The sequence below is a fragment of the Mesorhizobium delmotii genome (assembly GCF_900149755.1).
In the GTDB taxonomy this organism is placed as follows: domain Bacteria; phylum Pseudomonadota; class Alphaproteobacteria; order Rhizobiales; family Rhizobiaceae; genus Mesorhizobium; species Mesorhizobium delmotii.
In genome coordinates this window covers 87,904-107,814 of record NZ_FUIG01000092.1, presented here as the reverse complement: position 1 = coordinate 107,814, position 19,911 = coordinate 87,904, and the positions used below count along the sequence as shown (strand labels likewise).

At 61.2% G+C, this 19,911-nt stretch carries 16 protein-coding genes and 1 pseudogene; 3 read left to right on the top strand and 14 right to left on the bottom strand.

What is annotated here, in order from left to right; translation table 11 throughout:
- Positions 1 to 32: 32 nt before the first annotated feature.
- Positions 33 to 1,271 (bottom strand): ABC transporter substrate-binding protein, encoded by a 1,239-nt coding sequence (locus BQ8482_RS34950; protein ID WP_123151707.1) that lies wholly within the window; start codon positions 1,269 to 1,271, stop codon positions 33 to 35.
- A gap of 421 nt (positions 1,272 to 1,692) precedes the next feature.
- Here BQ8482_RS34950 and BQ8482_RS34945 point away from each other — a divergent pair, with 421 nt between their 5' ends.
- Both BQ8482_RS34945 and BQ8482_RS34940 read left to right on the top strand, forming a co-directional pair.
- Positions 1,693 to 2,742, top strand: coding sequence for a LacI family transcriptional regulator (locus BQ8482_RS34945; RefSeq protein WP_123151706.1), 1,050 nt, complete (start codon positions 1,693 to 1,695; stop codon positions 2,740 to 2,742).
- Positions 2,743 to 3,124: 382 nt separating this feature from the next.
- Positions 3,125 to 4,849: a hypothetical protein gene (locus tag BQ8482_RS34940; RefSeq protein WP_133254892.1), complete on the top strand. Its 1,725-nt coding sequence runs from the start codon at positions 3,125 to 3,127 to the stop codon at positions 4,847 to 4,849.
- A gap of 216 nt (positions 4,850 to 5,065) precedes the next feature.
- On the opposite strand, the pseudogene BQ8482_RS34935 reads toward BQ8482_RS34940, so the two are convergent.
- The 13 genes and pseudogenes from BQ8482_RS34935 to BQ8482_RS34870 form a co-directional block, all read right to left on the bottom strand.
- Positions 5,066 to 5,698: pseudogene (locus BQ8482_RS34935) on the bottom strand (tyrosine-type recombinase/integrase).
- Positions 5,699 to 5,889: 191 nt separating this feature from the next.
- A complete protein-coding gene (locus BQ8482_RS34930) occupies positions 5,890 to 6,849 on the bottom strand; it encodes an adenylate/guanylate cyclase domain-containing protein (protein WP_342211010.1) in 960 nt (319 codons plus the stop codon).
- Positions 6,850 to 7,018: 169 nt separating this feature from the next.
- Positions 7,019 to 8,071, bottom strand: a complete 1,053-nt coding sequence (locus tag BQ8482_RS34925) for an alpha/beta fold hydrolase (RefSeq protein WP_123151703.1) — start codon at positions 8,069 to 8,071, stop codon at positions 7,019 to 7,021.
- A gap of 43 nt (positions 8,072 to 8,114) precedes the next feature.
- Entirely contained in the window at positions 8,115 to 8,852 is a 738-nt protein-coding gene (locus tag BQ8482_RS34920) for a hypothetical protein (RefSeq protein ID WP_133254891.1), read from the bottom strand.
- A gap of 53 nt (positions 8,853 to 8,905) precedes the next feature.
- On the bottom strand, positions 8,906 to 9,712 hold the full coding sequence (locus BQ8482_RS34915) for an SDR family NAD(P)-dependent oxidoreductase (protein WP_123151701.1): 807 nt from the start codon (positions 9,710 to 9,712) through the stop codon (positions 8,906 to 8,908).
- Positions 9,713 to 9,842: 130 nt separating this feature from the next.
- Complete coding sequence (locus BQ8482_RS34910; RefSeq protein WP_123151700.1) at positions 9,843 to 10,505, bottom strand: VOC family protein; 663 nt, start codon at positions 10,503 to 10,505, stop codon at positions 9,843 to 9,845.
- Between the two features lie 67 nt (positions 10,506 to 10,572).
- Complete coding sequence (locus BQ8482_RS34905) at positions 10,573 to 11,850, bottom strand: epoxide hydrolase family protein (protein ID WP_123151699.1); 1,278 nt, start codon at positions 11,848 to 11,850, stop codon at positions 10,573 to 10,575.
- Positions 11,847 to 12,275 (bottom strand): DUF6130 family protein, encoded by a 429-nt coding sequence (locus BQ8482_RS34900; protein WP_123151698.1) that lies wholly within the window; start codon positions 12,273 to 12,275, stop codon positions 11,847 to 11,849. The genes BQ8482_RS34905 and BQ8482_RS34900 overlap by 4 nt, the downstream gene beginning before the upstream one ends.
- A gap of 89 nt (positions 12,276 to 12,364) precedes the next feature.
- On the bottom strand, positions 12,365 to 13,726 hold the full coding sequence (locus BQ8482_RS34895; RefSeq protein WP_123151697.1) for an epoxide hydrolase family protein: 1,362 nt from the start codon (positions 13,724 to 13,726) through the stop codon (positions 12,365 to 12,367).
- Positions 13,727 to 13,965: 239 nt separating this feature from the next.
- Positions 13,966 to 14,352 (bottom strand): response regulator transcription factor, encoded by a 387-nt coding sequence (locus BQ8482_RS34890; protein ID WP_244603110.1) that lies wholly within the window; start codon positions 14,350 to 14,352, stop codon positions 13,966 to 13,968.
- Positions 14,353 to 14,426: 74 nt separating this feature from the next.
- Positions 14,427 to 15,089: a response regulator transcription factor gene (locus tag BQ8482_RS34885; RefSeq protein ID WP_123151695.1), complete on the bottom strand. Its 663-nt coding sequence runs from the start codon at positions 15,087 to 15,089 to the stop codon at positions 14,427 to 14,429.
- A 13-nt stretch (positions 15,090 to 15,102) separates the two neighbouring features.
- Positions 15,103 to 16,686: a sensor histidine kinase gene (locus BQ8482_RS34880; protein ID WP_123151783.1), complete on the bottom strand. Its 1,584-nt coding sequence runs from the start codon at positions 16,684 to 16,686 to the stop codon at positions 15,103 to 15,105.
- 1,224 nt (positions 16,687 to 17,910) lie between these two features.
- Entirely contained in the window at positions 17,911 to 18,885 is a 975-nt protein-coding gene (locus tag BQ8482_RS34870; RefSeq protein ID WP_123151693.1) for a helix-turn-helix domain-containing protein, read from the bottom strand.
- 177 nt (positions 18,886 to 19,062) lie between these two features.
- Here BQ8482_RS34870 and BQ8482_RS34865 point away from each other — a divergent pair, with 177 nt between their 5' ends.
- Positions 19,063 to 19,485 (top strand): cupin domain-containing protein, encoded by a 423-nt coding sequence (locus BQ8482_RS34865; protein WP_123151692.1) that lies wholly within the window; start codon positions 19,063 to 19,065, stop codon positions 19,483 to 19,485.
- Positions 19,486 to 19,911: the final 426 nt, after the last annotated feature.

Genomic DNA, 19,911 nt, shown 5'->3' with positions numbered 1-19,911 from the left:
CGGCGGGCCGGGAGCGAGCGGTTCGTCGATCGTCAGTCCGCTGAGGCGACGATGTCGGCGAAGCGCTTTTGCGCCTCTTCCACGGTCATGTCCGGCTTGGCGAAGAACTCGGAGAAAAGGTCCTCCTTCTGCTTTTGGGTGTCTTGCGACAGCAACTGATCCGTCCAGGGCATGACGCTGCCCTTGGCCAGGATGTCGAGCCCTTTCTTCATGCAGTCGTTCGCCGCCTTGAGGTCGATATCGCCGCGCACCGGCAGCGAGCCCTTCTTGAGGTTGAAGGCGACCTGCGTCTTGGGATCGAGCAGCGTTTCGGCCAGCGCTTCCTGCGCCTTGGACTTTTCGGCGTCCTGCAGCAGCGGGAAGTAGAACGCATCGCCGCCGGTGGCGATGACCTCGTTCAGGCCAAGGCCGGGAAGACACGTATAGTCCTTGCCGGCGGTCTGCCCGGCAACCTGGAACTCGCCCTGCGCCCAATCGCCCATGATCTGGCCGCCGGCCTTGCCGGAGATGACGAGATTGGTGGCCTGGTTCCAGTCCTGCACATTGGTGTTCTTCGCCATCTTGCGGGCATCGTCCGCGGCCTTGAACACCTTGGCGACCTCGGGCCCGGCGGCGAATTCCGCGTCCTTGTCGCGATAGACCCTCAAGAAAGTCTCCGTGCCGCCAACCGCCGCAAGCAGCACGTCGAAGGCCCCGGAGGATTGCCACGGCTGCCCGCCGACCGCCAGCGGTATGATGCCTGCCTTTTCCAGCGCAGGGGCGGCCGCGACATATTCATTCCAATTCTTCGGCACCGGCACACCGGCCTTGTCGAAGGCCGCGTTCGACAGCCACAGCCACTGAAAGGAGTGAATGTTGACCGGCACGCAATAGATCTTGCCGTCGAGGGTACAGCCGTCGAGCAGGCTCTTCGGCTGTACGATTTCCGCCCACTTGTCTCTGGTGGCGAGATCGGTCAAGTCGCGCATCAGTCCGGCCTGCACCAATTCTTCCGCTTGCCTTCCATGGTTGAACTGGGTGGCGCCCATCGGGTCGCCGCCGGTGATGCGGCTGATCATGATCGGCCGCGCCGTGCTGCCGGCGCCGGCGATGGCGCCGTCGACCCAATGATTGCCTGTCGCATCGAACGCCTTGGCGAATTCGGCGACCGCCGCCGCCTCGCCGCCCGAAGTCCACCAATGGGTGACTTCCAGATCCGTCGCTGCCGCCGGGCCGGCGAATGACAGAGCAGTTGTCGCTGCCAGCACAGCGGTCATGAATTGGTATCGCATTTCGGCTCCTCCCAGAATCTGAAACGTTACAGATTTTCGATAAGGCAATTGCGGGAGGCGCGCAACCCCGAATAGCAGCGGTTCAACATTTTTTCGAGCTGCGAACAAATCTGCCCGTGCAACTGCCTTCCATTGCACCGCAGCAAGATAGGTTGCACCGCAAAAAAATGGCCGTTGCAATTAACGAAATCCGGCAAAATCCTGCTCCGCAGGCAATCCCTTGCCGACGTCCCAACGACTTTGCGTCGGATGGAGCGTCGCTCGTGCAGGATACCTGTCACCAACCGCTATGCGATGGCAAGTGACAATCTGTAACGTTTCAGTATATAGGGTGTTCATCAGGCGGAGAGTCGCGGGCGAGCCGCAATCCGCCGATTGCCGGCCTGCACGACAACTGCTATGCGCCTGACGGGCGGGATGAATGGACAGACATCAGACGGAAAAGGACGACGAGGCGTCGGCACAGGGTCGGCCGACGTTGAAGACGCTTGCCTTCATGACTGGCCTGGGCGTCACCACCGTGTCGCGGGCGTTGAAGGACGCGCCTGAAATCGGCGCCGAGACCAGGCGACGCGTCCAGCTCGTCGCCAAGCAGATTGGCTACCGGCCAAACCGTGCCGGTGTGCGCCTGCGGACCGGCAAGACCAACGTCATCAGCCTCGTGCTCAACACCGAGCGCGAGATTATGAGCTTTGTCTCAGACATCATCTACGGCGTCTCGGAAGTCATCGCTGATACGCCCTATCATTTGATCGTGACGCCCTACTCACGTTCGCAGGATCCCCTGGACCCGATACGCTATCTGGTGGAAACCGGCTCCGCCGACGGCGTCATCATTTCGCGCACCCAGCCGAATGACCCCAGGGCCCGTTACATGCTGGAGCGTGGTATCCCCTTTGCCACGCATGGCCGCACCGATATGGGGCTGATCCACCCCTATCATGATTTCGACAATTACGCGTTCGCGACCGAGGCTGTGCGCCACCTGGCCGGCATCGGCCGCCACAGGCTGGCTCTGCTGGCGCCTCCAGTCGAGCTGACCTACCACAGTCATACGCTGAGCGGCTTCACCGATGCGCTGAGCGAGGTCGGCGCCAGCGAGATCCCGTTCAACACCGTTTCGGTCGACCACTCGATCGAGCAGATCAGGATGAGGACCGCGCAGCTGATGCGCCGCGACGTCAGGCCGGACGGTTTCGTCAGCAGTGCCGCTGCCGCGACACTCGCCATCGTCGCCGGCATCGAGGACGCCGGCCTCAAGCTCGGCCGGGACGTCGACGTGGTGTCCAAGCAGTCGTCCGACCTGCTGCACCTGTTTCGCCGAGAACTGCTGGTGGTCAACGAGAACTTCCGGCTGGCCGGCGCCGAATTGGCCCGGTCCGTGCTGGGCTGGATCGGCGGCGCGGCGCCCGGCTCCTTGCAAAGCCTGAGCGTGCCTGGCGAGGTTGTAGCCTATCGCCGTTCCGACTAGAGCGGGATACGTTCAAATTGAACTGGGCATCCCGCTCCATCTATTTGTCTTAGCCGCATTTCTGCGACGCCAAGTGATCCCATTTGGCTGCAAAATGCGCGCTGCTGACTGGCAGCCTTGGTGAAGGTTTTTCGATGCGGGCCGCGGCACGAGGGTTGGGGCTGGATCGACATCGGCCCGCGTTGAACAACCTTCACCTAGTCGGTCATTTGATGGAGGCCCCAGAGCCCCAGAGGCGGACGATCGACAGCTTTTTGAGGTGACCGTAACGAGATTCGTCAACGGGCGGATCCCGAAAGACGGCACCGACCCGAGAACAGTAGCTTTATCATTTTTTTGAATCCTGCGCGGTAAAGTTCCGCGCATGTGGTTGAAGACTTACTTGATCATCACCGGCGTCGGCGCGTTCGCGGCGCTGACAATGCCATGGCTGGTCATCATCGGCAGTTTCCTGATCATCCCGGGGCTCATCCTCGCGTCGATGCCAACGGCCTTCATGTATGGCGTCGCCTTCGCCCTGTTCCGCTTGCTGCTCGGACGTTTCCTTTCAGGGGTTCCTCTGAACGTCATGTCGGGCGCCGCGACGCTGGCACTGTTTTGGACCATCCCCCAGCCAGGCCTCACCTGGGCGAGGGGCATGCTAGCCAGCCTGAAGGAGCCGGACATTCAGTCGAGCGCACCGATTGCGCTCAAGGGCGACATTCTCCTCGCCCGCACGTTCGAGGGCCGTTGCGATGCATTGTGCGCGGCCTTGCTCAAGACCCCAGGCGTCACTTCGGTCCGCGTCCAGACCTTTCGCGGTCATTCCAATACCTATCGCGTCGTGCCGGACTCGACGCCCGGCAAACGAAGCACCGTCATCGGGCATGGCCTGCTGGAAGAGCGGCGCTACGATGCCTCCGATCCGCTCGCCCCTCAGCGCGCGCTGGAAGCCGAATGGAACCTGATGATGTCAGAGGGCAAGGCGCTGCTACAAAGCGACGACGCCCCCGAACCCGACTTCACCATCGCGATCGAGGACGGCCCCGCCGTGCCCGATGCCAAGCCCCGATCGGGACGGGTGGGTTGGTCGCTCGAACCCTCCGCACCCCACCGCAAGGCGCTCACCATCACCGACGCCGGTGAACAGGTGCTGCTGCGGCAGTCGATCCTGTCGATCTTTGCCCCGGCGGCGCCGTTGCTGATCGGGACTTCGGGCGGGATCGAGAACTTCCGGTTCGGCTGGGCGCGTCGGCGGCTCGGTGACGGAAGGATGTACACCGAGGTTCCCGTCAACCGGCTGCTACTCGACCACACCAGCGTTTCGCGCGGCGTGAATATGGAAGTGGCGAAAACGAGAACGCGCGAGGAACTTGCCAGAGCGCTCGAGGATCCGCGTAAGCCGATGAGCCATCCCGCGTTCGCGCTCGCCAATCAGTGGATGGACTCGTTCCGCGCGAACGACCAGCCGCTCGGCGAGAGCGACCGGCGTCTGCTGGTTCGCATCTTGGAGGACCCGCGGGTGCGATCCTCAGACGGGCTGTGGGCGATCATCAAACAGGTCAATGGCGACTCCGCCGATCTGCGGCGGCTCGCCGCCCGCCGCTACCTCGCGGCCACCGACAAGAAGGCGGCGCGCAACTGGATCAATGTTCTGGCCGGCCTTCCTGTAGGTGCATACGCCGATCCTCTGCCGGAAGAGCGCGCGATTCTCGCCGATCCGGCGGTCAGCCGCTTTGCCACCGGCCTGATCAAGCGCCAGGGCGACCGCGGCGTCGATGCCGTGCCCGACCTGTTGCGGCTGCTGCGCGAGTACTCCGTCTACGATCCGGGCAAGTATGGCTTCAGCGACCTGACCGCGGCTACCGATGCCGTGCGAAGCGGCTTTCGCCGCATTGGCCCTGCGGCCTCTTCCGCGCGGCCTGAGATCGAGCAGCTCCTGGCTTCGCCGGGTCTGGAGTACCGCTACAAGACGCTCGGCCAGGAAGAATGGGACACGCTGCTGGTCGTCCTCGGGAAGCCTGTCGAAACGCTTACCAAGCCGGAAAACCGAAGTGGGACCGACGCGAGATACCGTGAGCGCGTCGCTCAATGGGCCGCCAAGCCTTACGATCCGCGCCGGGATTGATCGCCGAAACGGGAAGAAGAACCTTCGGGGACAGAGCTACGTCCGGCGAAGGATGGATGATGGGCTGGCCCGTTCGGGGTGTCGCGCGGTCTGAATGTCCGGATCGTTTTCAGTGTCGATCAATAGCTGCCATTCCGCTCTCCTCCAAAGTCGGATCGAGGGTAGAGCTCCGGCTGGAAGTGGCCATTCAGCACTGCCGAACGACCGCCCCCAACGTCAGATCTCAGTCCGCTCGGCAAGCACAAGCGCGTCCTCGATATCGAGGCCAAGATAACGAACAGTGTTCTCGATCTTGGCGTGTCCAAGCAGGATCTGCACAACGCGCAGGTTGCCGGTGGCTTTGTAAATCATCGACGCCTTCGTTCGTCACAGCGAATGCGTTCCATATTCCTGGCGCCGCAGTCCAATCGCGCTGACCCATTCATCGACAAGGCGAGCATACTGTCTTGTGCTCATGTGGTGTGCCTGATCAACCCGGCTCGGGAACGCATGGTCGTTGATCCTGCCGTCGCGGCGTTCGAGCCAAGCGAGCAAGCTTGCGCGTACCTCACTTGTAAGTTCGAACTGCACCGGTCGGCCTGTCTTTTGCTGCACGACGATCGCACGCGTGCGGATTTCCGGGCCAGCGACCAGATCACCAATCTTGATCTTCACCAGATCGCATCCGCGCAGTTTGCTGTCGATGGCAAGGTCGAACAGCGCGCGATCTCGCAATCGACGTTCGCGATCGAGGAAGAAGCGGATTGCCCATATCTGTCGAGGTTTCAACGCCCGTTTCGCGCCGACCTTCTTGCCTGCATTCCACGCACGCCGCTCCTGCACCGCAGGACCATACTGTGAACGTCCCATGACACTTCTCCTTCGGCCACCATTGGCCAGAAGAAGAACGCAGCTTGGAACAGGCGTACGGTGGCCGAAAAACGGACCGGCAGCTGCGGAACCTGGGCCTTCAAAAGCGGACAGGAGTGACGGCGACTGCCGTAAAATGGGCATCGAAGATAGGTGGATACACGGAGATAGTAATGATGGCGCCACTCCAATCAGCTTCCCAATGCTAGCCTTACGGCTGAGATCTGAAGCGGTTCATCTCGGCCTCTAATCACATGAAATCCGAGGTTCTCCGCGACGACATGTGGAGGTAGAACACGGATACCGGCGAGAAGATCTGCGGAGACCAGGATAGGTTGACCGAGAGCCTTGGATAGCGACTCCAGACGTCCAGTGGTGTTCACGACATCGCCGAAATACGCGATCTTGTGTCGCTCAAGGCCAATCTCAGCGGTAACGACCGGGCCGCAATGCAGGACGGCGCGAAACTCCGGCACCTGCCCGAAACGCGCTTGCCACGCCGCCGCCTGATCCCTTATGGCCGCCGCGAAGTCGAAGACGCAACGAAGACACGCGGCGTCCCGCATGCCGCGATCCATGGGCCAGGTGACCACCGCCATATCGCCGATGTAGTCGTCAATAGAGCCCTGGGAGCGACGAACAGGCGACGCAAGTGCGTTGAATATCTGTCCGAGGTAGGCCTGGGTCTCCAGATCTCCGTACCGATCCGCGAAGTGCGTGGAGCCACTGACATCGAGGAACAGAAAGATCCGCTCCTCCTTGATGGGACGGTGATAACGACCAAGAAGCAGGCTGGTGAACAGGCTTGGCCCGATAAGGTCACGCAGTCGGAACACGAATGCGACGAGCGTGGAGACGCCGAGTGAATACAGAAGACCGGACTCCGACATCACCATGGCTTCGCGAGCGGTGCTCATATAGCCGAGGAGATGGTGAAGCGCTGTGCCGGCGGCGGCATTGCCGATCAAGATCGTCAATACGTAGGTTGCGATCGTAGCCACGACGAAGACCGGCGTTGCCGCTTGCCGGATCACATTGCGCCATCGGCGCAAGATAACGCCGCGCTCATACAACAGAATAGGAGTTCCGATGAACACGCCCCTGACTGCGGAGTGCAGTGCTTCGACATCGAACATCAGTGCGTAGGCCAAGCCCGCTACTGCCCCCACAATGGGTGCGAGGAGCCACTGCAAAGGGCGACGAAAGCGGTCCCGGCCGCGCCAAATGTTCATTTCGTGTCGGAGGGATTGCCCCGGGTGTGATTTCATCAGTTTTTGCCTTGGGCATGGTCGATCATGTATCGTGGCATGGCCGTTTTGCTCAGGCCAGACTCGCCACCTGAATTATGGCGTCTGCGAATGCCTTCGGTGCTTCCTGAGGAAGATTATGCCCTATGCCGCCGGATATGAGCCGGTGCTCGTATTTGCCGGAGAACATCTTGGCGTAGGCGCTGGGGTCGGGATGCGGCGCGCCGTTGGCGTCGCCCTCCAGAGTGATCGTCGGCACGGCGATGACAGGAGCTTTCGCAAGTCGTAGCTCCAGTTCGTCGTATTGTGGCTCGCCTTCCGCCAGCCCAAGCCGCCAGCGGTAGTTGTGTACTACAATGTCGACATGATCCGGATTGTCGAAGGCCGTAGCGCTGCGCTCGAAGGTGGCGTTGTCGAAATTCCACTGCGGAGAAGCGAGTTGCCAGATCAGCTTGGCAAAATCCCGCGTGTATTTCTCGTAGCCAGCGCGACCCCGCTCAGTGGCGAAGTAATATTGGTACCACCACTGCAGCTCGGCCTTTGGCGGCAGAGGCATCTTGTTGGCCTCCTGGCTGCCGATCAGGTAGCCGCTGACCGAAACAAGGGCCTTGCAGCGTTCCGGCCACAGTGCCGCGACGATGTTGGCCGTGCGTGCGCCCCAGTCGCAACCGCCGACGATCGCCTTATCGATTTGCAGTGCATCCATCAGCGCATTGACATCAATCGCGACCACCGCCTGCTGGCCATTGCGTGGCGTTTTGTTGGAGAGGAACCGCGTGGTGCCATAGCCGCGTAGATATGGAACGACGACCCGAAAGCCTTTCGATGCCAAAATGGGTGCAACGTCGACATAGGTGTGAATGTCATAGGGCCATCCATGCAGGAGGATGACGACCGACCCTTTGCCAGGACCGACCTCGGCATATCCAATGTCGAGTACGCCAGCTTGAACCTGCTTCAACGGACCGAACGACGTGTTTGCTTGTGGTTCGATTGTGCTGGCGTCCGGTTTCGTAATGCTGGACTGCGCATTTGCCGAGCCCGTCATGGCAAACTGAGCGGCCGCAACGGTGGTGACGGCCACGCCCAACAAGTGGCGTCGATGGAGGTCGATCTGTTCGGTCATAGTGGTTTGTACCCGTTGATAAGGCATGGTGCCCGGTGGAAGATTATCTTCGGTCGACTGTCACATCGGACACGTCGACCGTGATAGGTGCGAATGCTTGGTTTGCGACCCCCTCGGCGTCATGGAGGAGCACACGCCGCCGTGTCGGGAATACGAACCCGTCAAAGGTTTTGTGGTCATAAGCGTAGTGTGCGACCGGCGGGTTTCCCGTCACGTCGGGCGAATAGTCCATGCGCCGCTGCATGAACGCATCGTCGTAATAAAAGACCTGATCGGCGTTATGGTTGGCGATAGTCTTAGGGAACGTGACGGCCAGCCGTCGCCACGTTTGCGCGCCCTCTCTCCAAGGGGCGATTTCTCGTGCTTCGACACCGGGTAGTGTGAAGACGAACGGCGCCGTGAGGTAGTTCCATACGGCGGCGCTCGTGAAGTACGCCACCTGGATCGCATCCCAAGGTGTGCTGCCATCCAGAAAGGGCAGCGGAAATGAGCCACGTGGATTGAAACGTTCCTCGATGATGCGGCCGTCGCGCGTAGCAATAGCGACCCGCTCGGGAGCGACATCCAGCACCGACATACGGTCTGGTGCTGTGAAGGGCGAAAAAACGATGTGCTCGCGATGTGGATCGAGTGTGACGGTCTGCTTGGAGTAGATGTCCGGCCAGCCCCTTGCAGCCCAAAATACGCCCCCAAGCGACATTTGCGCAGTGATACTTGTAACGTTGCCCCAATTCGGCAATCCGCCATGCGCCTCGAGGACCGCCGTCAAAAGTTTGTCCATTTTGATTCTCCTCTGGCGCTTTACTCAGGCTGACTCATTGAGTTTTCGCTCGGTTACGCAGCCACGGCGATGCCGTACCGCGCCGGCGAGGCGTTGAGCGAAAGATTTGGGACGAGTTTCTGCCGGGCCGATTCATAGGCGTGCCAGTCGGCGACGTCGGGAAGCGAGGGAATAGTCACCAACTCGCCCTGGTCGAGGCCGGCAAGGGCCGCGTCGACGAGGTCATCGGACTGCATGATCGCCGTGCTCGGCAGATCGTCGAGTGAACCTCCTGATACGTCCCAGAAATTGGTGGCGATGGCGCCGGGCAGAACCGCCTGGATGCGCAGCTTCTTGTCCGCAAGCTCCTTGTGGAGCGAAAGGCTGAAAGCGAGCACAAAGGCTTTCGTCGCGCCATAGACGCCGTTGAGAAGCTCAGGTGCGATAGCGACGGCCGAGGAGATGTTGATGATCGTGCCGCCGCCGCGCGCCACAAAGGCCGGAGCCGCGGCATAAGTCAGGCGAGTCAGCGCTGTGATGTTGAGCTCGATCATCGCCTGCATTTTGTCCACGTCGGATTCCAAGAGCGGCGCGACGGCGCCGATGCCAGCGTTATTGACCAACATCGTGATGGCGGGATCGGCGCCGAGCAAGGTCTCGATCCGGCCCAGATCCGCCTTGTCGTTGAGGTCAGCCGCAACGGCGCTGACGTTGCAATTCGTTGAGCCGGCGATGCGCTTGGCCACTTCGTCCAGCCTCTCCTGGCTGCGCGCCACGAGAATGAGGTCATAGCCGCGGCGCGCCAGCCGGTCGGCGTAGATCGCTCCGATCCCGGCCGAGGCGCCGGTCACCAGAGCAATGCCCATTTTGGAGTGCGTCATGATCGTTCTCCCATTCGATTGCGCCGGCAACAGCGCGTGAAAACATCAGCGGCAAACCAGGCTTGGATTGCCGGTTGAGCTGGGCGGCGGGACGGTGACCCGTCCCGCTCACCCGATTTTGGGTTGCTGCTTAGAGCGGCAGCGGCTTGCCCGCCTGCTCCGCCACCATGTACTTGGCATACCAGTCCGGCCAATTCTCATCGCGCTGGCCGCCATTGCGCTTCTCGTGCTCGCCGTGTGCTTCTGACGCGCGCCGCATTGCGGCCGCAAGGTCCGCTACCGAAGCATAGTCCGTCGTATTGGAATCGACCCGGCCAGGGAGCCGGGTGGTGACCTCCTGCAGCAGCCACTCGTTGCCGTCTGGATCCTTGAAGGTTGCGTAAGAGGAATAGCTCTGCCGCTCCGGATGCCTGCCGCTGAGCGCTGGTTTGCCCGGACCGGCGCGGTGGAACACTTCGCTCACCTCGACGCCGTGGCCAATGAGTTCGGCGCGCGCGGCGTCAATGTCCGACACGACGAGGAAAAGCCCGCTTGCGGAGCCGGGCGCGGCCGACGTGATGCCGGTGCCGAAATGGATCGAGGCCGGCGAGCCCGGAGGCGTGAACTGCATCGCCCGGAACGTGTCGCCGACGACGAAGTCGCCGTCGAGCCTCCAACCCAGCCCTTCGTAAAACTGCTTGGAGCGTGCTGCGTCCGAAACTGGGATAACCACGGCCTCGAGCTTCATGTCGAGCGTCCGCGTTCCGGGAGTTTCGATCGGTTTTTCGCTATGCGTCAGAGTGGTGCTGCTCATGTCGATCTCCTTAGGTTTAACCTGTTAAGCGTTGAACGCGTCTGGGCTGGGGCCCGGTACGCGCGCCTCAGAAATCTTGTCGGAGCGGTCGGAACGCCGCACGCAACTCGGCGGAAAACAGTTCGGGCTGCTCCCAGGCGGCGAAATGACCGCCCTTGTCGACCTCATGGAAGTAAATCAGGTTTGGATAGGCGCGCCGGGCCCACGTCTCCGGGGCCAGATAAGTTTCCTCCGGAAAGACCGTGATGGCCACCGGCAGCGCGATCTCGAGGGTCCGCTCCACGGCCGCAAAAACAACGCTGCGTCCACCGTACTCCCAGTACAGCCGCCCTGCTGAGGTCGCGCTGTTGCTCAGCCAGTACTGAGTAATGTCGTCCAGCACCTCGTCCGGGGTCTTTTCGGGATCGCTGTTGTCGTATGTCCAGCGTGAGAAGCCCGGATGTCCGAGCATCCACGCCGCGAGGCCTGTGGGAGAGTCATTGATGGCGTAGCCGATCGTCTGCGGCCGGGTGCCCATCATCGTAGCGTAGGATCTGTTCCCCATCTTGGCTGCAGCGCTGAGCGCGTCAAACGCTGCGCGTTCTTTATCCGTGAGTCCCGTTGGCGCTGGCCCGCCGACGGCGAGCACCGCGGCAATCTCGGGCGGCACCACCGCCGGCAAGTTAATATGAATGCCGAGCAGACCTGTCGGCGCCTGGCGCGCCATCGCGCTGGAGACGGGGGAGCCCCAGTCGCCACCCTGTGCGACGTAGCGGGTGTAACCCAGGCGTTTCATCAGCTGCGCCCAGGTTTGCGCGATGCGATCCGGTCCCCAACCCGTCTCTGTCGGTTTGCCGGAGAAGCCATATCCCGGCATCGAAGGCAGGACGAGATCGAACGCGTCCTCCGCTCGTCCGCCATGAGCTGTGGGATCCGTCAGCGGGCCCACGGTCTTGAGCAGTTCGAACACCGACCCGGGCCAGCCATGCGTCATGATCAGCGGCAAAGCATTGGGATGCTTCGAGCGGACGTGAATGAAGTGAATGTCCACGCCGTCGATCGTTGTCATGAATTGAGGCAGGGTGTTGAGCTTGGCCTCGGCCTTTCGCCAGTCGTAGCCGGTGCCCCAATACTTGACGAGCGGCTTCAGCTTCGCCAACTGTATGCCCTGCGACTGGTCATCGACCGTCTCGCGATCCGGCCACCGTGTTTCGGCGATGCGCCGACGAAGGTCTTCGAGCGCCGCTTGCGGGATGCTGACGGTGAAGGGCCGGATCGAGCGATCTTCGGCCGCACTGGCGTTGGCCAAGGCGGAAAAGATGCAAAACCCGAATGCCAGCACGGTCGCCAACTTGTGGAGCTTCATGGCTGAATCTCCTTGCCCGGCGAGTGGAACGTCACCGTTTGCTTGGTGAAGACGTTACCTTCGGCGTCCACCACCTCGACTAGGACCTTGTGCTGACCGCGCGGCATGCCCACCAGGATGATGGTGTCGCTCTGACCGTAATCCGCCCACGCCCAGGGCAGGTCGTCGACGGTGAGGTGCAGATGCCCGACCCGCGGAGACACGTTGCGCGCGGCCGGCCCACCGACAGGCAGGATGCGCAGGTTCTCCACCCGGTACGGGATGAACACCACACCCTCGGCCAACGGACCCGGAAGCGGCGGCTCCACGATCAGCTTTGGCGCGGGCTCGTTGTCGATGGGCACGACCGTGCTCTGGGCGAACGCACCCGTGGCGAACACGGTGCAAGCCGCGAGTGCGGTGAGCGTCTGGATGAGAAGGTTCATTGCATTCTCTCCTTTTGGAGATGCGCTGGGGGTTAATCGCCAGGCGGAGGGTGACGCGCACGTCCGGCGCGCCATCCCCGCTCAACACTTCACGCCGTCCGCAACGTCTTGAACGATGCGCGCACGTCGTCGGTGAAGTACTTCGGCTGCTCCCATGCCGCGAAGTGGCAGCCCTTGGGCGGGTGACCGTAATGCAGGAGCTTCGGGAACGCGCGCTCGGTCCAACTCTTCGGCGCCGTGTAGATCTCGCTGGGGTTCGCGCTCACACCGACGGGAATGGTGATGCCTTTGGCGTCGAAGAAGCCCGCCTTCGCCGTTCGCCGGTGTTCCCAATAGAGCCGGGCCGACGAGATGGCCGTGTTGGTCAGCCAATAGAGCGTGATGTTGTCGAGGATGTCGTCGCGGGTAAGGCCCTCCGGCTCCCCATCGAAGGAGCGGGCTATCAGTGCATAACTGTCCGCATCGTGATCGAGAATCCATGACGCCAGGCCGGCCGGTGAATCGACGAGCCCGTAAAGCGTCTGCGGACGAAGCGCCATCTCGTTGGCATAGCCTAGGCCGAACTTGTAGAAGAAGGCGACCTGCTCGTAGGCGCGCTTTTCGTCGGGCCCGAGATCGGCGGGAGGCGGACTGCCGGCGGCAAGCGCCTTCACAATCTCGGGCGGAATGGTCGCTGGCATATTGGTGTGGATGGCGATCAGCTCGGGAGGCGCCATCAGAGCCATCTGTTCGGTGATGAGAGCCCCCCAGTCGCCGCCCTGTGCAACAAACCGGTTATAGCCCAGGCGCTTCATCAGCACGGTCCACGCTTTCGCGATACGCACCGGATCCCAACCGGGTTGGGTCGGTTTGGCGGAAAAGCCGTAGCCCGGCATCGACGGGATCACCACGTCGAACGCGTCGGCCGCGGTTCCGTCATGCGCCGTGGGGTTCGTGAGCGGATCGATGACCTTCAGCAGCTCGATGACCGAACCGGGCCAGCCGTGCGTGATGATGACCGGCAGCGCACCCTGATGGCTTGATTTCACGTGGATGAAGTGGATGTCCAGCCCGTCGATCTCGGTGACGAAATGCGGCAGCGACTTCAGCTGCGCCTCGCACTTGCTCCAATCATATTCCGTTCCCCAGTACTGGATGAGCTTCTGCATCGTCGCGAGTTGCACGCCTTGTGTGTCGCCTGCCGCCAACGTCGCCGAAGTCCGCCGAGAAGCTGCTTCGGACACCAACTCGTGATCGGGCCAGCGCGTGGCGGCGATGCGACGGCGTAGCTCGTCGATCTCCTCCTGCGGGAAGCTGACGGTGAAGGGGCGGATTGAACTGGCTTCGGCCGCGGCCGCCGGCTGAGACGAGGTGAAGTTGAACGCGGCAGCACCTGCCGAAGTGGCAAGCAATGCGGTGGCCGATGTGGCAAGAAAGTCGCGCCGATTTGGCGCCGGTGATGGCGTGGACATGATCAGTCTCCTTCGTTGCGCGGTGCCATTAGAGTGGTGACCACTTTAGTTGTGCTCTCACTCCGGTGCGCGCTCCATCGGACGTAGGTTGGTCGTGACCGCATTTTCGTTTATGGCGGTCATACCTTAGGTTTATTGGCCCCGACGGGCCCGAGCATCCCTCGGTTTAACGGATGCGCTTCGACGAATTGGATTTTGGGGTCTGCTGAGCCTGATCGCGCCCAGCGATCAGCGACGCGCTAGTCGCTCTCACCGGCATTGTTTTTCAATGCAACGTCGAGGCAGCGAGACAGCGTGTCGCCGTCAAAAGGCTTGCTCAAAAAGCAGACGGCGCCTCGAACCAACGCTTGAGCGTGCGCCTTTTCATCGGGAAAGGCCGTGATGAAAATGATGGGCGTGTGATGTCCACGTATGCGCAAGATATCGTGCAACTCAATTCCGCTCATCTCCGGCATCTGGATGTCTGAAATCAGACACGAGGTTTGAGCCAGTTGCTCCGAATGCAAGAACGCACGTGCGGATGGGAAAGCGTGGGCGACAAACCCAAGCGACCGTACAAGACTCGCAGTTCCGCTTCGAATGGATTCGTCATCGTCGACGATTGAAATAACGCGGGTGTCTGGCAAGCGAGTGGCCCATCTATGCGCACCGACAATGGTACGAGTCGGCTGTGTTCGAAAAGTCATACATAGATATGAGGCTACGAGGACATTTCCCGGCCGATACCGAGTGCTTCGGCCATTTTGACCAGGTCCGCGAGCGATTTCGCACGCATCTTCTTCATCGCGTGGCCGCGATGAATCTTAACCGTAATCTCGCTGAGGCCGATGTGAGCGGCGATCTGTTTGTTCATTAAGCCGGTAGCGACGAGCGCCATCACCTCCTGTTCGCGCGACGTCAGGCTGTCGAACAGGCCCTTTAAGTCGAGCCGTGCGCGATCGGCATCCAGCCTGGCCCGGTCGCGGGTGATCGCGGCGGTGACGGCATCCAACATATCCTGGTCGCGAAACGGCTTGGTGATGAAGTCGACGGCGCCGGCTTTCATAGCCCGTACGGACATGGGGATATCGCCGTGTGCAGTAATGAAGATGATGGGTATATGGACATCGGCCTTAGTCAACTCGGCATGAAGCTCGAAGCCGCTCAACCCCGGTAGCCGAACATCGAGAACCAGGCAGCTCGGGATCGGAGGCAGCTTGCTTTGCATGAGTTCGTTCGCCGAATGGAATAGTTCGGCGCGCAAACCGACCGAGCGGAATAACAGGCCGAGCGAGTCGCGGATTCCGACGTCGTCATCGATCACATAGACAGCAGCCGCGACCTCTGTCGTCGGCTGCAAACTGTTCGGTGCGACTTTGATCACAGACGGATCCTTGTCATGCGGAGACAGATCGAGTTGCGCTAAAATGAAATATGGCACCCCGGGGCGTGTTCGGGGCCGCCCACAACCGCCCATCGTGGGCTTCGACGATAGATCTGCAGATCGACAGGCCCATCCCCATGCCGTCGGGCTTTGTCGTGAAGAGCGGGTTGAATATCCGATCCACGTCTTGCGGACCAATTCCGGTTCCAGTGTCCGCAACCGAAACCGTTACGTGGCCATCGTCATGCAACTTGGATTTCACGGACAGCACCCGCGCCCCGCCGACTGCGGCCATGGAATCGATGGCGTTCGTCATCAGGTTTACAAGCAACTGCTGTAGCTGGATTCGATCGCCTGTTACGCGCGGCAGGCGTTCATCCAGCTCGGCTTCGACCATTATCCGGTGTTTCGCCAGACCCTCTCGCACCAGGGTGAGTGTTTCCCCGATAAGACTGTTGAGGTCGAGCGGAGCTCGCTTGCGGTCTTCTTTCTTGAAGATCGTTCTAATTCCGTCGATCACCGCTGCCGCGCGATGACCACCGGCGATAATCTGCTTGAATGCCTCCTTTGCTTCCTCAAGATCGGGCATCGAGCGACCGAGAAAGCGCAGGCCGGCATCGGCGCTCGTTATCATGCCAGATAGAGGTTGTTTGACTTCATGCGCAACCGTGGCTGCGACTGCGTCGCCGGTTACCAGTCGCGCCTCGCGCTCGTGACGCTGGCCACGGACCGCTCCGAGAAGCCGCGTATAAAGGGTCGTTATCTCGTGAAGCAGAACCATAAGGACGAGTCCGCTGGACAGAACTCCGAAGATGCGGACGGTATACCAGCCAAGGCTGAAGCGAGCCGGATCGGGGTAATAGCTTAAAGGCATCTCTATCGTGAATAAGAGCATCACGACCATCAACCAAAGATCGAGCATCGAGTGTCGCCGGATCCAGAGCACGACCATCGCGGTGATACTTAGCAATGCGACGGGCGCGCCCACATAGGGCCACACCGGGCTAAGGCGAGTGGAATCGAGGGTCACGCGCGGCAATAACGCTTCGCCCGCTATGAAAAAATATGACGCCAACAAGACCACAGCTGCGGTCAGGGCGACACTGAGGCTAATCTCCGCACGGGCGGTACCCTGCCAAAATCGTTTGCTGGGGTTCGAGCCCTTTGAGAGGGCATAGCCTATGACGAACAGGGGAAAGCCAGCGTGCTGGAAAAAGTAGATCCATGACGTACTCTGCATGCCGCCCACCAGGCCGCCCTCTGGCGTGAACAGACCCGGAAATGCCAGGACAAACGGGATCAGCATGAGCGCCGTAAAGAGATATCCGCTTGCAATCAGGAGCGTGGCACGTGAGCGCAGGATGGAAAACTGAGTGTACAGGAGGATTGCGGTGATCGAATCGTTGACGAACATCGCTGTCGCGTAGGCCGGCACGAAGGCGTCGACCCGGCTCAGATGGATGCCCGAGAGCGGACCAACAGTGATCAACACGTAGACGGCCAACAGGCCAAGCACAAAAACAAGAGCGAGCTGCTTTTGCGCCCGACTTGGCGGCAAGCTCGAGAGGACGAAAAAATCGTCCTCTGGGACTGTCACGGCTGTCCTCTCCATAAAATACTCATCGCAGCGGCTGCAGCGCGCGGCACGAAAGTCATGACGCTCGAATATGATAAAGCTATTTTGCCTGAACCCATCGTCATTCTACCACCCGGGTTGCCAAGTAACAACGAACCAGGAAGGCGCGTCAGCGGAGATCGCACTTTCCTGCCAACGACCCGATCTCGAACGTGGATCTTCCCCGATCGGCGATTTGGCGCGTGCCAATGACCGCGATGGGTCCGGCTCCGGCTGCTCGGTGTTGGGCTGGATCGGCGGCGCAACACCTGGCTCCTTGCAGAGCCTGAGCAGGCCGACGGGGGTTCTGGCCTACCGCCGTCCCGACTAGAGCGAATTACGGTCAAATTGAACTGGGCATCCTGCTCCATCTATTTGTCTTAGTCGCATTTCTGCGGCGCCAAGTGATTCCACTGGCTGCAAAATGCGCGCTGCTGACTGGCAGCCTTGGGGCCGAGAGCGGATCGGCAGCTTCCCGGAACAGATATTCGAAAGCGGACCTTCAGCCGGCCGGAATACACGTGATCGGACCTCCAGAGCGCTGGTCCAGCCTATATCGGCAGGTCCTCGATTGCTCCATCCAAGAGAGGCGGTTCCTCCTCCGCTTCCTGCTTTGGCTCGACTATGATCAGACCGACAATGATCAACCTGCGTGCTGCAAAGATCCAAAGGGGATGTATTCACCCAATAGAACGATGCTCCAGCCGATGCCAGCAACGGTCGTCGCATATGCACTCTGGCTGGCAAAAAACCGCTCCGGTGGCCCTTATGAGATAGATGAACAGGACCATCGCCAGGCCGACGCGAGGGCAATCAGAATGACAATGATGCCGAGTTTTCCAGAAAGAATTGGGCAGGAATGAAGTCACTAAAGCCCACTGCAAAGGGAATAAGTATGAAGCAAGAGGCAATTAGCGCGAGTCCGTAGATAGCTACTCTGTCGATGTTGGCAGGCTGCTTCTGCGATATATAGAGGTCCTCAGCGGCGTATGTCACAGGTATTAGCAGGGCGAGCACCATCCCACAGCCATTGCCCCTCTCCATAATTGCGCCAACGCCAATCAATCCAATAGCAAGACCAAGAAAGCGCTTCAGCCGAGGCAAAAGCGTCCTGTCCGCACCACTCCCGTTGTTCGCTGCGAATGACTAACTGAGCCAGAGACAGCTCGCAAAAGCCGACGGCGGACGCGTTTTGCCGTGCCGCCATCAGGGCGCGATATTTGGGTCCGTTGTGGCCTCAGGCTTGCCGTTGTGGCGCATTTCCGACGGGGTCATCAGGAATCGGCGCTTGAACCGCCGGTTGAAGTGCGAAAGATCACTGAAGCCCGCTTCGAACGCGAGTTCGGTGACCGACCAACTCGCGTAGCGCGGACTGGTCAGCATGGTGCGGGCCGCGTCGAGCCGCCGTTCGAGAGCGAAAGCAGAGAAGGTTGTGCCGGCGGCCTCGAACAGCATCTGGACATAGCGCGGCGAAATCCCGTGGCGCGCCGCGAGCTCGTCAATTTGGATCGCGGCATCCTTGACCACGTCGGCCTTGATCGCCTGCAGCCTCGCGGCCCGCAAGCCCCGTTGACCGGCAATCTCGCGCCCTTCCTCGGTCGCGCCGATCGCCAGAGCGATAAGGTCGTAGACGTGGGTTGCACATAGCCGGGCGAGCCGAGGGTCGGCAAAGCGGTCGGGCAGGCCCGCGACATAGCTCCGCAGCAACGATAGCGCTTCGGTCGTGGCCGGTATGCGCCGCGCGGCGGCAGCCTCGACGTCGGCGAGCCCGGCCAGAGCGGTGAAGGGCACGCGCACTGAAAGATAGGTAGCGTCAACAAAATGGAGCTCGACCGGCTCGCGATAGACGAGGAGTACGCCGTCCCCGATCTCGGGCACGCCTTCGCGCCGCCCCTGAGCCAGGGCCATGTGACCACTGGTCTTCATCATTAGGCAGATGGTGTCCTCGCCGTCCGCGAGCATCGGCGCCGAGCGGGTAAGGCGCGCCGTCAGCGGCGACAGCATGCGCGCTCGACGCAGGCCCGGTGCGACGTGCATCTGCATCTCAACCACACGGCCGGGCTCGGTGTCGATGTTGAGGCGGACCGCCCTGTCGAACAGCTCGCGCAACGCCTGCAGGCGCTTGTCCGGGGCAAGCTCGCGCGTCGAGAAATGCAAGGAGGCAAAGTCGGTGCCGTTCATCCCTGGCTACTCCCACGCCGCCTGCCGCGGCCCAAAGATATTAGTCTGGGTGAATATGACGTTCAATGGCCGCGGGGATCGCCAGTTCGTCCACGGCATAGGAGTACTTCGCGGGAGTCCGAGACGCGCTGCCCGTTCGGCGCCGACAATGTGACTGTCAAATCAGGGAGGCGATCGATGCACGAACTCAGGTACACCCTGGCGCTTTGCGCCGCTCTGTCATGCTTTGCCTGGACGGGCCCGCTCGGGGCCCAGGAAAAGCCGGCGGCCGCGACCGACCAGCAACCAATCAAGCGTACGCCGTTGCAGCGCTTCGACGTGCCCGGCACTGCGTACGAGACGGTTATCGGCATTGCCGAAATAGCACCTAACGTTTCGGTCGGACGCCACACACATCCGGGACCGGAGTCAGGCTACATCATCGAGGGCAGCTTCGAGCTGCTGATCGACGGCGAGCCGCCGCGGCATCTCGCGGCCGGCCAATCCTACCAGGTGCCGCCGGCCAAGGTCCACGACGCCAGGACCGGTCCCGCTGGCGCCAAGGTAATCGCGACCTACGTCGTGGAGAAGGGAAAGCCGATCGCTTCCCCGATCGAGTGAGGGGCCGTGGCTTTACCGTGGCTGGGTGCGGGAACGGCATCGACGCCTTCAGTACCGATACCTTTGCAACTGGCCAGGTTCCCGGCCGTTTGAGCTGGGGTCCATAGTATGGAGTCAGGCCGCACTGCTACCAAGATGCAGGTCATCCCATTTTGCGGACCAGCCGCGAAAACGCCGGTCGCCGCACGGATGATCTCCTCTCGCTGCCCAGGCAAGAGATCTGAATTGCCGGACCGTTTCTGCAACCTGACCCTCGTATCCATGCACATCCGAAAGTGATCAGCGTGGTCGCTTGGGATATCGGCTTCAGGATGCGGCAGAACCGGCGCTACCGTCCGAGATGCGGCGCAGAGCCGACGGACCACAGGTGTCGGGTATTGTCGGAGGCTTGTGAGACGCTGATCGGTGGACGCGAACGCTTTCTGA